General features: G+C 65.1%; 14 protein-coding genes and 1 tRNA gene. 6 read left to right on the top strand and 9 right to left on the bottom strand.

Going from position 1 to position 12,793, the window contains the following annotated elements:
- The first annotated feature begins 130 nt into the window (after nucleotides 1-130).
- Genes argJ through QZM67_RS20075 form a run of 3 tightly spaced genes read left to right on the top strand, consistent with a single transcriptional unit; the run spans nucleotide 131 to nucleotide 2,701 of the window.
- A complete protein-coding gene (gene argJ / locus QZM67_RS20085) occupies nucleotides 131-1,372 on the top strand; it encodes a bifunctional glutamate N-acetyltransferase/amino-acid acetyltransferase ArgJ (protein ID WP_175021534.1) in 1,242 nt (413 codons plus the stop codon).
- Nucleotides 1,373-1,391: 19 nt separating this feature from the next.
- Entirely contained in the window at nucleotides 1,392-2,261 is an 870-nt protein-coding gene (locus QZM67_RS20080) for an ATP-binding protein (protein ID WP_301806075.1), read from the top strand.
- Nucleotides 2,258-2,701: an NUDIX domain-containing protein gene (locus tag QZM67_RS20075; protein ID WP_301806073.1), complete on the top strand. Its 444-nt coding sequence runs from the start codon at nucleotides 2,258-2,260 to the stop codon at nucleotides 2,699-2,701. Before QZM67_RS20080 ends, QZM67_RS20075 begins: the two co-directional genes overlap by 4 nt.
- A 60-nt stretch (nucleotides 2,702-2,761) precedes the next feature.
- Here the strand turns inward: QZM67_RS20075 and QZM67_RS20070 are convergent, their stop codons facing one another.
- From QZM67_RS20070 to QZM67_RS20040, 7 genes are all read right to left on the bottom strand, one after another.
- Nucleotides 2,762-2,962 carry a DNA gyrase inhibitor YacG gene (locus tag QZM67_RS20070; RefSeq protein ID WP_027788444.1) on the bottom strand — a complete coding sequence of 67 codons (201 nt, stop codon included), beginning with the start codon at nucleotides 2,960-2,962 and terminating at the stop codon, nucleotides 2,762-2,764.
- 25 nt (nucleotides 2,963-2,987) lie between these two features.
- Nucleotides 2,988-3,743 carry a cell division protein ZapD gene (zapD, locus tag QZM67_RS20065; RefSeq protein ID WP_043191449.1) on the bottom strand — a complete coding sequence of 252 codons (756 nt, stop codon included), beginning with the start codon at nucleotides 3,741-3,743 and terminating at the stop codon, nucleotides 2,988-2,990.
- Nucleotides 3,744-3,852: 109 nt separating this feature from the next.
- A complete protein-coding gene (gene coaE / locus QZM67_RS20060) occupies nucleotides 3,853-4,461 on the bottom strand; it encodes a dephospho-CoA kinase (protein ID WP_301806072.1) in 609 nt (202 codons plus the stop codon).
- Between the two features lies 1 nt (nucleotide 4,462).
- On the bottom strand, nucleotides 4,463-5,374 hold the full coding sequence (locus QZM67_RS20055) for an A24 family peptidase (RefSeq protein WP_301806069.1): 912 nt from the start codon (nucleotides 5,372-5,374) through the stop codon (nucleotides 4,463-4,465).
- A gap of 45 nt (nucleotides 5,375-5,419) precedes the next feature.
- Nucleotides 5,420-6,631, bottom strand: coding sequence for a type II secretion system F family protein (locus QZM67_RS20050; protein WP_301806066.1), 1,212 nt, complete (start codon nucleotides 6,629-6,631; stop codon nucleotides 5,420-5,422).
- Complete coding sequence (locus QZM67_RS20045; protein ID WP_301806063.1) at nucleotides 6,628-7,902, bottom strand: GspE/PulE family protein; 1,275 nt, start codon at nucleotides 7,900-7,902, stop codon at nucleotides 6,628-6,630. Before QZM67_RS20045 ends, QZM67_RS20050 begins: the two co-directional genes overlap by 4 nt.
- 83 nt (nucleotides 7,903-7,985) lie before the next feature.
- Nucleotides 7,986-9,278 carry an HlyC/CorC family transporter gene (locus tag QZM67_RS20040; RefSeq protein WP_051890409.1) on the bottom strand — a complete coding sequence of 431 codons (1,293 nt, stop codon included), beginning with the start codon at nucleotides 9,276-9,278 and terminating at the stop codon, nucleotides 7,986-7,988.
- Between the two features lie 222 nt (nucleotides 9,279-9,500).
- Between QZM67_RS20040 and QZM67_RS20035 the strand changes: the two genes are divergently transcribed.
- Nucleotides 9,501-10,265 carry a hypothetical protein gene (locus QZM67_RS20035; protein WP_301806060.1) on the top strand — a complete coding sequence of 255 codons (765 nt, stop codon included), beginning with the start codon at nucleotides 9,501-9,503 and terminating at the stop codon, nucleotides 10,263-10,265.
- A gap of 442 nt (nucleotides 10,266-10,707) precedes the next feature.
- Here QZM67_RS20035 and QZM67_RS20030 read toward each other — a convergent pair.
- Nucleotides 10,708-10,784: transfer RNA gene (locus tag QZM67_RS20030), tRNA-Pro, on the bottom strand.
- Between the two features lie 175 nt (nucleotides 10,785-10,959).
- Nucleotides 10,960-11,955 carry a polyprenyl synthetase family protein gene (locus QZM67_RS20025; RefSeq protein WP_175021541.1) on the bottom strand — a complete coding sequence of 332 codons (996 nt, stop codon included), beginning with the start codon at nucleotides 11,953-11,955 and terminating at the stop codon, nucleotides 10,960-10,962.
- A 210-nt stretch (nucleotides 11,956-12,165) separates the two neighbouring features.
- Here QZM67_RS20025 and rplU point away from each other — a divergent pair, with 210 nt between their 5' ends.
- Both rplU and rpmA read left to right on the top strand, forming a co-directional pair.
- On the top strand, nucleotides 12,166-12,477 hold the full coding sequence (gene rplU, locus QZM67_RS20020; RefSeq protein ID WP_006025184.1) for a 50S ribosomal protein L21: 312 nt from the start codon (nucleotides 12,166-12,168) through the stop codon (nucleotides 12,475-12,477).
- Between the two features lie 24 nt (nucleotides 12,478-12,501).
- Entirely contained in the window at nucleotides 12,502-12,765 is a 264-nt protein-coding gene (gene rpmA / locus QZM67_RS20015) for a 50S ribosomal protein L27 (protein ID WP_006476999.1), read from the top strand.
- Nucleotides 12,766-12,793 lie beyond the last annotated feature (28 nt).

Below are 12,793 nucleotides of genomic sequence, written 5' to 3'. Positions count from 1 at the left end.
CATCACGCGTGCCGCTTCGTTCGCAGCTTCGAGTGAGTGATGTGAGTTGCGGCGGCCCGCGCGTGCGGCCGCCGGTTCTTCCAATCGATGCCGGCGCATGCCGGCATTTTCCATCCGGCAGGTGTGCCCCATGGCTGTCAATTTTCCGTCGATCGATCCCGCCCAACTGCATCCCGTCGCCGGCGTCACGCTCGGCTGGGCGGAAGCGAACATCCGCAAGCCGAATCGCAAGGACGTGCTGGTCATCTCCGTCGACGAAGGCGCGACGGTCGCGGGCGTGTTCACCGAAAACCGTTTCTGCGCCGCGCCGGTCATCGTCTGCCGCGAGCACCTGGCAAAGGTGCGCGCGGGCGGCGCGGGCATTCGCGCGCTCGTCGTGAATACGGGTAATGCGAACGCGGGCACCGGCGAGCCGGGCCTCGTGAACGCGCGCGAAACCTGCATGGAACTCGCGCGCCTCGCGGGCATCGAGCCGGCGCAGGTGCTGCCGTTCTCGACCGGCGTGATCCTCGAGCCGCTGCCGATCGACCGCCTGAAGGCCGGGCTGCCGGCCGCGCTCGCGAACCGCAAGGAAGCGAACTGGTTCGACGCCGCGCACGCGATCATGACGACCGACACGCTGCCGAAGGCCACGTCGCGCCAGGTGACGATCGACGGCCACACGGTCACGCTGACGGGTATCAGCAAGGGTGCGGGCATGATCAAGCCGAACATGGCAACGATGCTCGGCTTCCTCGCGTTCGACGCGAACGTCGCGCAGCCGGTGCTCGACACGCTCGTGAAGGAAGTGGCCGACCGCTCGTTCAACTGCATCACGATCGACGGCGATACGTCGACGAACGACTCGTTCATCCTGATCGCGTCGGGCAAGAGCACGCTGCCGGCGATCACGTCGACCGATTCGCCGGCCTATGCGGCGCTGCGCGATGCGGTGACGGAAGTCGCGCAGGTGCTGTCGCAACTGATCGTGCGCGATGGCGAAGGCGCGACGAAATTCATGACGGTGCAGGTTGAAGGCGGCAAGAATGTCGCGGAATGCCGCCAGATCGCTTACGCGATCGGCCATTCGCCGCTCGTGAAGACGGCCTTCTACGCATCCGACCCCAACCTCGGCCGGATTCTCGCGGCGATCGGCTATGCGGGCGTCGCGGATCTCGACGTCGACAAGATCGACCTCTATCTCGACGACGTTCTCGTCGCGAAGGCAGGTGGCCGCAACCCGGCCTACCAGGAAGAGGACGGCCAGCGCGTGATGAAGCAAAGCGAAATCACGATCCGCGTGCTGCTCGGCCGCGGCGACGCGCAGGCCACGATCTGGACGTGCGACCTGTCGCACGACTACGTGAGCATCAACGCGGATTACCGTTCCTGATCGGGAGCGGTCGAACGACATGGACAAACTTGAACAGTTTCTGACGCGCGCCGAAGCGTTGCTCGGCCGTCTCGAGGGGATGCTGCCGCCTGCACCGGCGGCGGTCGATTGGAATGCCGCACACGCGTTCCGCTGGCGCAAGCGCCAGGGGCGCGGCTATCTGCAGCCGGTGCCGGCCGTGTCGTCGATCACGCTCGACGATCTCCACAACATCGATCGCCAGAAAGGGCTGATCGAACAGAACACGCGGCAGTTCGTGCAGCAGAAGCCGGCGAACAACGTGCTGCTGACCGGCGCGCGCGGTACCGGCAAGTCGTCGCTGATCAAGGCGTGCCTGAACGCGTATGCGAAGGACGGCCTGCGCCTGATCGAAGTCGACAAGGACGACCTGCATGATCTCGGCGACATCGTCGACCTGATCTCGCAGCGTCCCGAGCGCTTCATCGTGTTCTGCGACGACCTGTCGTTCGAGGAAGGCGAGTCGGGTTACAAGGCGCTGAAGGTCGCGCTAGACGGCTCGATCACCGCGCAGTCGGACAACGTGCTGATCTACGCGACGTCGAACCGCCGCCATCTGCTGCCCGAGTACATGAGCGACAACGAGACGTACAAGCATCTCCCGGATGGCGAGATTCACCCCGGCGAAGTCGTCGAGGAGAAGATCTCGCTGTCGGAGCGCTTCGGCCTGTGGGTCAGCTTCTATCCGTTCAAGCAGGACGATTATCTCGACATCGTCGGGCACTGGCTGCGTCATTTCGGCTGCCCGGATACGGAGATCGAGTCCGCACGCGGCGACGCGCTCGTGTGGGCGCTCGAGCGCGGCTCGCGATCGGGGCGCGTCGCGTGGCAGTTTGCGCGTGACTGGTCGGGCCGCAAGGAGCAAGCATGAGCGCGGATCTCGCACAAGGCGCGGTGCGCGCACCCGATGGCCGCAAGGTGACGGAAGTCGCGGTCGGCGTGATGGTGCAGCCGGACGGCAGCTACCTGCTCGCGCAGCGGCTGCAAGGCAAGCCGTATGAAGGTTACTGGGAGTTTCCGGGCGGCAAGCTGGAGGCCGGCGAAAGCGTCGAGGACGCGCTTGCGCGCGAACTGCACGAGGAGCTCGGCATCGAAGTCACGGCCAGCCATCGCTGGCACACGCTCGAGCACGATTATCCGCATGCCTACGTGCGGCTTTATTTCTGCAAGGTGACGGGATGGACGGGCCAGCCGCACAGCAAGGAAGGGCAGGCGTTCGTATGGCAGCAACTGCCGGTCGAGGTCGCGCCGTTGCTGCCGGCTGCGCTGCCGGTGCTCGAACTGCTCGAGAAGGAAGCGGCGTCGAACTGACGCCATGATGGCCTGCCGGAAAGGCGGGCCATATCACTAGCGGGCGGTGCCGCGCACCGCTCAGCTGTCGCGGCGGCCGTCCGTGCCGTCTTCTTCCGACGAGGGGCCCTCGTCGGAGGAGCCGCCGATCCGGTACTTTTCCGCGGCCCATGCGCCGAGGTCGAGCTGCTTGCAGCGGGCCGAGCAGAACGGGCGGAACTGATTTTCGGGTGTCCAGCGCACTTCGGCGCCGCACGACGGGCACTTCACAACGGTAGTCATACGAAAGCGATCCGGCACGCGGCCGTTACAGATTGCATAGTGTCAGATGGAACGGCACGTCGATGTCCACCGCGCGCGGCCGCACATCGCCGTCCTGCATGGTGAACCGTACCCACAGCATGTATTTGTTGGCGCTCGCTTCGGGAATGACGCGTAGCTCCGGCGCTACACGCACCTGCATCAACTGGTAGGTGCGGCCGGACAGCATCTGCTGGTAGCTGCCCTGCATCGCCATGACCTTCGACGCCTGGCCCGATTCGCGCGCGAGCCGCAGCACGATCGTCACGGCGTCGCGCAGCGGCAGCATCGGCAGGATCCACTTCGCGATGTCCTGGCGCCGCTGCTCGGCGGGCCATTGCTGCCACGCATAGTACGACGGCAGGTCGAACTTGCACGTGCCGCCGGGAATCACTGCGCGGCTGCGGATGCTGGCGAGCCACTCGTTGTCGACGAGGTGCTGCCCAGTCTTGCCCTGCATCTGCGCGAGATTCGCGAGCGTCTGCTCGATTTCGCCGAGCACCGCTTCGAGCGCGTTCTGCTCGATGCCCGGATTGCCGCGAAAGGGGGCGAGCGTCTGGCGCTGACGTTCGAGCTCTTTCATCAGATCCGATTTCAGATCCGCGCGGCCCGTTACCTCGGCGATTTCGAACAGCGTCGTCAGCGCGACGTGGTGTTCACGCGGGTCCTCCTGAGCCAAAAAGAACGCGAAGCGCTCGAAGAGATCTTCGAGGCGCAACAGCGTGCGAATTCGCTCGTTGAACGGATACTCGTAAAGAATCAAGCGCGCTCGCCTCTAGGGTAGGAATTGAAACAATGCAGGACATTCTAATGCTCACTCTCTACCCTAGCAACGCGCCAATTTCGTACACCATCACGATTGCGCACGATGCTCAGCGCGCGGCGGCTGCCAACCCGAGATAACGTTGGTGCAGTGCATCGACCTGCGCGGCGAGCACGTCGGGCGTCGTCGCATCGTTGACGATCACGTCGTCGGCCGCCGCGAGACGGGCCTCACGCGTTGCCTGTTTCGCGATGATCGCTTCGACCTGCTCGCGCGTGAAGCCGTTGCGCTGCATCACGCGTGCGATCTGCGTTTCGACCGGGCAATCGACGACGAGTACGCGATCGCTGCGCGTCTTCCAGTTGCCTGACTCGACGAGCAGCGGCACGACGAACATCACGTACGGGCCCTGCGCGTCGCGCGCTTCGCGATCGGTCTCCGCGCGGATCAGCGGGTGCGTGATCGCTTCGAGGCGCCGGCGCGCGGCGTCGTCGCCGAAGATCAGTGCGCGCATTTTCGCGCGGTCGAGTGCGCCGTCGGCGGCAACGAAGCCGTGGCCGAAAGCCTGTTCGATCGCGGGCATCGCGAGGCCGCCCGGTGCGGTGATGCGATGGGCGATCAGATCGGTATCGACCAGCGACGCGCCGCGGGCGCCGAACAGATCGGCGACGGTTGTCTTGCCGCTGCCGATGCCGCCGGTGAGTCCAATTGCGAACATGTCAGCCTCCGAGCGCCGAATAGAAAGGGGTGCCGAAAAACAGCGTCGCGACGCCGCCTGCCGCGAGGAACGGGCCGAACGGAATCGGCTCCTCGAAGCGCATGCGGCCGCGCCAGGTCGCAACGAGCCCGACGATCGCGCCCGTCACCGCGGCGAACAGCACGACCTGCGGCAGCGCGGCCCAGCCCATCCATGCGCCGAGCGCAGCGAGCAGCTTCAGGTCGCCGAACCCGATCCCCTCGATGCCGCGCAGCCATTTGAACAGCCAGTAGATCGACCACAGGAACAGGTAGCCGGCCATGGCTCCGATCACGGCCGAGCGCAGCGACGTGAACGTGCCGCCGAGGTTCAGCACGAGCCCGGCCCAGAGGAGCGGCAGTGTCATCGAGTCGGGCAGGTAGCCGGTCCGGATATCGATTGCGCTCATGGCGAGCAGCGCGGCACACAGCGCGAACGCGGCAAGTGCGGCGACGGTCGGGCCGAATGCGGCGAGGGAGCCGGCGGCGAGCAGTGCGCACGCGAGCTCGACGAGCGGATAACGGATGCCGATCGCGTGGCCGCAGCGACGGCAGCGCCCGCGCAGCATCAGGTAGCTGACGAGCGGGATGTTTTCCCATGCGCGCAGTACATGGCCGCAATGCGGGCACGCGCTGCGCGGGCGCCACAGATTGTAGTGCGGCGGGTAGCCGTCGTCGGGCGGGGCGCTCGCGTTGCCGGTCGCTTCATCGATCTCGGCTTGCCATGCGCGCTGCATCATCACGGGCAGCCGGTGCACGACCACGTTCAGGAAGCTGCCGATGCAGAGGCCGATGACGGCCGCGAATGCATACTGCAACGTAGGCGGCAGCATCGCCAGCGCGAGCAGCGTACTCTCGGGCGAATCGGTAACGGCGTACAGGGGCGCTGGCGTCATGAGGCTCAAGGTTCGGACAAAAGGGCGACAGAATCGGTTGCGATGCTACACCACGTTGCCGAGCTGGAGGATGGGCAGGTACATCGCGATCACGAGGCCGCCGACGAGTGCGCCCAGCACGATCACGATCAGCGGTTCGCCGAGCGCGGCAAGTGCATCGAGACGCGCGTCGAGCTGGCGTTCGCATAGCGCGGCGATGTCGGCGAGCATCGTGTCGAGCGCACCGGTTTCCTCGGCGACGGCGATCGGCTGCACGACGTCATCCGGAAAGCAGCCGGCCGACTGCATTGCATCCGCGAGACGCGCGCCGCGCAGCACGCGAGCCGCGATATGCGCGGTGGCGCGCTCGAACACCGGATGGCCGGCCGCGCGCTCGAGCGTGGCAAAGGCGTCGGCGAGCGGTACGCCGGCGCCGAGCAGCGTCGCAAGCGAGCGGCACCAGCGTGCGGCTGCGTACCGGCTGAGCGCACTACCCGCGAGCGGCGCGTGCAGCAGGTGCCGCGCGACCGCGTGGCGCAGCGGTGCCGACTGCCGCAGCGTGTAATGTGCGGCCAGCCCGGCTGCTGCCGTACCGGCAACGAGCACGCCGCCCCACGCAGACAGCGCGGAGGACAGCGCGAGCAGCGCACGGGTCGGCGCCGGGAGTGCGGCGCCAAAACCGTCGAAGAGCTGCCGGAACGTCGGCACGACCCATACCATCAACGCGGCCGAGATCGCGACTGCGAACAGGATGACGGCCATCGGATAGGCGAGCGCGGCCCGCAGCTTGCGCCACTGCGCGTCGGCGCGCTCGCGGTGTTCGGCGACCCGTGTCAGCACGACGCCGAGCGAGCCGGACGCTTCGCCGACCTCGATCAACTGGCGATACAGCATGCCGAACTGCGATGGATAGCGTGCGAGCGCATCGGCGAAGCGCCGGCCGGCGAGAATCTCGCGGGCGAGACCCGCGGCGATGCGCGGCAGTCCGTCGCGCGGCCGCGTACACGCGAGCATCTCGAGCGACGGCGCGAGCGGCAATCCGGCCTGTAGCAAGCTCGCGAGCTGGCGCGTGAAGCGTGTGACGTCCCGCGCGCCGGCCGTTGGCGGCCGGGCCGGCCCGCGGACGTCGAGCGACAGCACGGCGATGCCGTCGCGTGCGAGCGCGGCGCGCGCCGCTTCGATGTCGAACGCGATGACGATCCCGCTGCGTGGCGTGCCATCGCGACGGCGGCCGCGCCACGCGAAGCGGGTTTCGCGCGGCGGTGTGCGCATGCTCATGCCGCAGGTGTCGCGGCGAGGGCTTCGGCGATGCTCGTCGTGCCGTCGTGGACGCGCGCGAGCGCCGCATCGCGCAGACTGCGCACGCCTTCGGCTGCCGCGCATTGCGCGAGTTCGCCGACGCTCGCCCGTGCGACGATGCGCTCCGCCAGCCTGGGCGACACCGGCATCGTCTGATGCAGGCCGACACGGCCGCGATAGCCGATTCCATGACAGGTCGAACAGCCTCGCGCGACGAACGGCCGCCATCCGGCTGCGAGGGCGGCGGGGTCGCAGCCGGCCTCCCGCAGGACGGGTACCGGTGCGTCCGAGTGCACGCGGCAGGCGGCGCACAGCCGCCGGACGAGGCGCTGCGCGGTGACGAGGTGCAGCGCGGCCGCGAGGTTGTATGGTGCGACGCCGATGTCGAGCAGCCGCGCGACGGCGGCCGGCGCGTCGTTCGTGTGCAGCGTCGACAGCACCAGATGGCCGGTCTGCGCGGCCTTGATCGCGACGTCGGCCGTCTCCGCATCGCGAATCTCGCCGACCATGATGATGTCCGGATCCTGCCGCAGCAGCGCGCGCAGCGCAGTCGCGAACGTGAGCCCCGCCTTTTCGGCGACACCGACCTGGCTGATGCCGTCGAGCTGGATCTCGGCGGGATCCTCGACCGTGCAGACGTTGTGCGCGTCGCGGTCGAGCATCTGCAGCGCGCAGTAGAGCGACAGCGTCTTGCCGCTGCCGGTCGGGCCCGTGACGAGCACGAGGCCATGCGGCGCACGTATCGCGGCCTCCATCGCGGCCGCCTGCTGCGCGTCGAAGCCGAGGCGGGCGAGCCTGAGGTCGGGCGGCAGCGTTTCGAGGCGCCGCAGCACAAGCTTTTCACCGAACAACGTGGGCAGCGAACTGACCCGGAAGTCGCCGCGCGTACCGCCGTCGATCGCGATGCGCAGCCTGCCGTCCTGCGGGAGCCGCCGCTCGGCGATGTCCATGCGCGCGAGCACCTTGATCCGCGTGACGAGCGCGTCACGCAGATGAAGCGGCGGCCGCGCATGTTCGTGCAGCACGCCGTCGATGCGCAGGCGGATGCGCCAGCCGGCTTCGAACGGCTCGACGTGGATGTCGGATGCGTCGCGCACGCGTGCCGCGTGAAGCGTATCCGTCAGCAGCCGCACGGCCGGCGCATCGTCGAGCTGGGCCGCGTCGAGTGCGCGCGGTGCGGTGGCGGGCGACGCATCTGAGTGGGTGGGCGGCGGCTTGCGCAGCGGCGCCCCGGGAGGAGGGAAATGCATGTGAGCCGGCGCGCTGGCCGCCTGTTGACCGTGACCAGCAGATGGTCGCGCGTCTCGGGCGGCGCCGGCAGTCGGCCGTTCGGCTAGCGCGCGTTAGTACGTGCGGTGCGCGAGCTGCGCGGTTTGAAGAGCTTGACCGTGCGCACGGCCTGGTCATCGCTGCGCATCACCTCGAGCATCACGTCACCAATTTTCAGGCACACGTCGTCTTCCGGAATTTCTTCGAGGATTTCGAGAACGAGTCCGTTCAGCGTCTTCGGCCCGTCGGTCGGCAGCTTCAGGTGCAACCAGCGGTTCAGTTCGCGCAGCGGCATGCTCGCCGAGACGATGCATTCGCCGTTCTCGTCCCAGCCGCCCTTGCGTTCGCTGCGCGGCATCGACGTCGTGAATTCGCCGATCAGCTCCTCGATGATGTCTTCGGGCGTGACGAGCCCTTCGAGCTCGCCATACTCGTTGACGACGAGCGCGGTCCGCTGCCGCGTTTCCTGGAAAAACTGGAGCTGCTGAACCACCGGCGTGCCCGACGGCACGTAGTACGGCTCGGCGAGCAGCGTGCGCAGCGTCTCGCGGTCGAACTCCTGGTTGTGCAGCGCAGTCAGCGTCTTGCGGACGTGCAGCACGCCGAGCACCCTGTCGATGTCGCCTTCGTAGACGACGAGCCGGTTGTGGTAGCAGGTTTCGAGCTGGTGCAGGACGTCGTCGAGCGGTGCGTAGAAGTTGAGCGACTCGATCTGGCGGCGCGGCACCATCACGTCGTCGACCGTGATGTTCTCGAGGTCGAACAGATTGAGCAGGATGCTGCGGTGCTTGGTCGGCATGAAACTGCTCGACTCGAGCACGATCGCGCGCAGCTCGTCGGCCGACATGCGCTGGTCGCGCCCCTTCTTCGTGTTGATGCGCAGCACCCACAGCACGCCGTTCGCGAGCGCGTTGACGAACCAGACGACCGGTTTGAACACGCGCATCAGCGGCGCGATCACGAGGCTCGCGGGCAGTGCGATGCGTTCGGGGAACGTCGCGCCGACGATCTTCGGTGCGATTTCCGCAAACACGATGATCAGGAACGCGACGATGCCGGTCGCGATCGACAGCGCGAGGTTGTTGCGGCCGAACGTATGCAGCGCGAGCGACGTCGTCAGGACCGGAATGATCGTGTTGAACAGGTTGTTGCCGATCAGGATCACGCTGAGCAGCAGGTCAGTGCGCGTGAGCAGTCCCTGCGTGGTCTTCGCGCCGAGCGCGCCCTGGGTGGCGAGATGCTTCAGCCGATGGCGGTTGAGCGCCATCATCGCGGTCTCGGAAATCGAAAAGAAGCTGGAACAGAGGAGAAGCAGGAAGACGGCGCCGATTTGCGCCCATAAGGGAATTTGGTCCACGCGTTGGAAGGGCAGTGAAGGACAGGAATGGAGGGAATATAGCAGAGGCCGGCGACCGTGATGTGTCTGACGGGGCCGCGCGCTCGGCAACTCTAGTCAATTCTCGGCAATTTGTAAAAATCTTCGATAACCTTTCACATCTGTCAAGCGGTGGGCGCAAGCTTTGCGTTTCATGAAGCGGGCGTACAGTCGTGCGGCGCCTGCTGACAATTGACGAGACACGTGTATGCCTATGATGGAGCCGGTCGTCCGGAGCGGGGCGAGTCGGACTTCGATACCCTGGCTTATCGATGGGACAAGCGCGGTCAGGTGACATCGGCTGTCGGCCTGCATCAGCCGGCCGAGCATTATCAATACAACGCGGTGATGAATCTCGCGGCCCACGGCAGGCAATCGCCAATCGATACACATCGATATTCGCGAGGCGGTTTGCCGGAGCAGGCAGGTCATCCGCGGTACAAGTGCGATGCCGAACATCAAGATACTGCAATGAATCCGACGGAATTCGACGTTTTGACCGCCATCCGAGGTGGGTGGCTCGCGAGTGTATTGCGCGGCGAGGCGTGTGTGTTCCGCACACCGCCCGAGATCAACGACGACATGCGTCCGACCGATCATGCGGAATTGCTGGAACGCACGCTGTATCCGCTCAGCCGAACGGAAGGTGTCGATTTCGTCCAGCGTGAACTCGAGAACGCTTTGCAAGCCGCATGCAATGACCCGGTGGGTGTCTTCTGTGCGATTCAGTGTTTTTACATGGCGCAGATGGACGAGCAGAGCGGCAGCTCGCCATTCCATCTGAATTGCGACCGGTTGCCGAAGCTTTTGGCATCGGCGTTCCTCAAGGAATCGGCAGGACTGCATGCGCTTGCGTTGCGGCCGAACGATCATCTATATGATCGCTCGTATCGTGTGACGCTATCCCGGATGCGCATGCTGGCAAAGGATTGCAGCATCGATTGGGGAGTTGCCTTGCCGCAACTCTGAAATTCCGGATTATCGGGTTGGCGATCGCGTCTTTTACTCTCCGCGAAGATCGGCAAGGACAGGTGCGCGAAGCCTTTGATGCGTGCCGGGATTGGTCTGGCGGGTCCGAGTAACAGGTTTCGGCTCCGGAGGTGGAGCGGAAAATCCAAGGAGGCCCGATCAATCCGGCCATACGAAGTCCGGAGCTTGAGCTGAGAGATTGCGTGAGCGCAGGATTCCGTATTTCGCGAGGCGGGATGTTTTCGCTTTGGCGTCAATCCGCCCGCGCCGGCGGTTTTGGGGATGGTCTGTTTCGTGCCAAGGACCGGCGCCATCCGGCGTTTGCCGATGTATGGAAAGCGGGCAAAAAAAATGCCCCGTCATTCGACAGGGCATTCTTTGTACAGCGTTGACTACAACATCAAGCTGAAAAGGATCGGTGTTTCGATGATCCTTGAAAATCTGGTCGGGGTGAGAGGATTCGAACCTCCGGCCTCTACGTCCCGAACGTAGCGCTCTACCAGGCTAAGCTACACCCCGATTTACTCTTCCGATTTCGCGGTTTTCTTTAAAACCGCTGCGTCATCAAGCAAGAACATAACTATAACGACGTTTCTTCAAAAAGGGAAGCCCCTGGAGAAGAAATTTTTCGAGACAGGTGATTTTCCCGTGTCGAACGTACGTCGCAGCCGGGGCGGCGACGTACGACATGCACTTACGACTGCCGCGACGTCGAGTACGAGCACAACGTGAGCAGGCTTTCCTTGTAGATCGAATCGGGGAACGCGGCGATCGCCGCCGCTGCCGCCTGCGCTTCCTGGCGTGCGCACTCGAGCGTGTGATCCAGTGCGCCCGAGCGCGTGATCGCTTCGAAGATCGTGTCGAAGCGATCGGTGCCGCCCTGTTCGATCGCCTCGCGTGCCAGCGCCGACTGCTCAGGCGTGCCGCGTTCGATCAGATAGATGAGCGGCAGCGTCGGCTTGCCTTCGCGGAGGTCGTCGCCGGCATTCTTGCCCATTGCCTCGACGGTGCCCGCGTAGTCGAGCCAATCGTCCATGATCTGGAATGCGGTACCGATCCGGCGGCCGTATTCGGCGGCGGCGGCCTCGGTCGGCGCATCGGCGCCCGCGAGCACCGCGCCCAGGCGGGCCGACGCCTCGAACAGCTTGGCCGTCTTGTAGCGGATCACCTGCATGTAGCGCGTTTCGTCGACGTCCGCGTCGTGCATATTGAGGAGCTGCAGCACCTCGCCTTCCGAGATGATCGTCGTGGCTTCGGACAGGATCTCCATCACGCGCATCTTGCCGACGCCGACCATCATCTCGAACGAGCGCGAATAGAGGTAGTCGCCTACCAGCACGCTCGCGGCGTTGCCGAACAGCGCATTGGCGGTCTGGCGGCCGCGGCGCAGCTCGGATTCGTCGACGACGTCGTCATGCAGCAGCGTGGCCGTGTGGATGAATTCGACGACGGCGGCCAGCACGTGCCGCTGGTGCGACGTCTCGCCGAGCGCACCGGCGACGAGCAGCAGCAACGCCGGACGCAGCCGCTTGCCGCCCGCGCCGATGATGTACTCGGCGATCTGGTTGATCAGCAACACGTCGGACGCGAGGCTTTGCCGGATAACGCGATTCACCTGCTCCATGTCACTGGTGATCGGAGCGAGCAGGTGGGCGGCGCTGAGGGTGGGGGAGGCGGTGGACGACGACATGATGATGGAATTGGGTGATGCGGCGGATTATAAGGCGAATCCGAGATATCCCGGTCTGTGACACGTGCCGCAGCCGCGAATTTGGCCATTCGGCCGAGGCCGGCACACGGCAATCGTCGATGGGTTTTGACTTCGGTGCTAAGCCCATGTATAATCACGTGTTTTCCGCGCGTGGTGTGCGGAAAATTTGGATCCAGAGTGAGGTTCTCAATGTACGCGGTCATAAAAACCGGCGGCAAGCAGTACAAGGTTGCCGTTGGCGAAAAACTCAAAGTAGAACAGATACCGGCTGACATTGACGCTGAAATCACGCTCGACCAGGTTCTCGCAGTGGGCGAAGGCGAATCGATTAAGTTCGGTACGCCGCTGGTCAGTGGGGCTTCCGTCAAGGCCACCGTTGTGTCGCACGGTCGTCATGCCAAGGTCACCATCTTCAAGATGCGTCGCCGGAAGCACTACCAAAAGCACGGCGGCCACCGCCAGAACTACACTGAGCTGCGCATCGACGCGATCAACGCGTAAGCGCCTCGGTAAAGGAGCAATCAGATGGCACACAAAAAGGCAGGCGGCTCTTCCCGGAACGGCCGCGACTCCGAGTCGAAACGTCTCGGCGTGAAAGTGTACGGCGGCCAGGCAATCAATGCCGGCGGCATCATCGTGCGTCAGCGCGGTACGCGCATGCACGCAGGCGAGAACGTCGGCATGGGCAAGGATCACACCCTGTTCGCGCTGGTCGATGGTCACGTCAAGTTCGCGACGAAGGGCGCGGACAAGAAGCATCTGGTCATCGTTGTCCCGGCGGCTGCCTAAGTTCAGGCACCCAAGGGCTTCGTAGCCG

The organism is Burkholderia sp. AU45251, assembly GCF_030482905.1.
Taxonomy (GTDB): domain Bacteria; phylum Pseudomonadota; class Gammaproteobacteria; order Burkholderiales; family Burkholderiaceae; genus Burkholderia; species Burkholderia aenigmatica.
This window is presented reverse-complemented; position numbering and strand designations above follow the sequence as displayed.

Coding starts and splice junctions, on each gene's coding strand:
- argJ (WP_175021534.1), top strand. CDS start 131: ATGGCTGTCAATTTTCCGTCGATCGATCCCGCCCAACTGCATCCCGTC.
- QZM67_RS20080 (WP_301806075.1), top strand. CDS start 1,392: ATGGACAAACTTGAACAGTTTCTGACGCGCGCCGAAGCGTTGCTCGGC.
- QZM67_RS20075 (WP_301806073.1), top strand. CDS start 2,258: ATGAGCGCGGATCTCGCACAAGGCGCGGTGCGCGCACCCGATGGCCGC.
- QZM67_RS20070 (WP_027788444.1), bottom strand. CDS start 2,962: ATGACTACCGTTGTGAAGTGCCCGTCGTGCGGCGCCGAAGTGCGCTGG.
- coaE (WP_301806072.1), bottom strand. CDS start 4,461: ATGTTCGCAATTGGACTCACCGGCGGCATCGGCAGCGGCAAGACAACC.
- QZM67_RS20055 (WP_301806069.1), bottom strand. CDS start 5,374: ATGACGCCAGCGCCCCTGTACGCCGTTACCGATTCGCCCGAGAGTACG.
- QZM67_RS20050 (WP_301806066.1), bottom strand. CDS start 6,631: ATGAGCATGCGCACACCGCCGCGCGAAACCCGCTTCGCGTGGCGCGGC.
- QZM67_RS20045 (WP_301806063.1), bottom strand. CDS start 7,902: ATGCATTTCCCTCCTCCCGGGGCGCCGCTGCGCAAGCCGCCGCCCACC.
- QZM67_RS20025 (WP_175021541.1), bottom strand. CDS start 11,955: ATGTCGTCGTCCACCGCCTCCCCCACCCTCAGCGCCGCCCACCTGCTC.
- rplU (WP_006025184.1), top strand. CDS start 12,166: ATGTACGCGGTCATAAAAACCGGCGGCAAGCAGTACAAGGTTGCCGTT.
- rpmA (WP_006476999.1), top strand. CDS start 12,502: ATGGCACACAAAAAGGCAGGCGGCTCTTCCCGGAACGGCCGCGACTCC.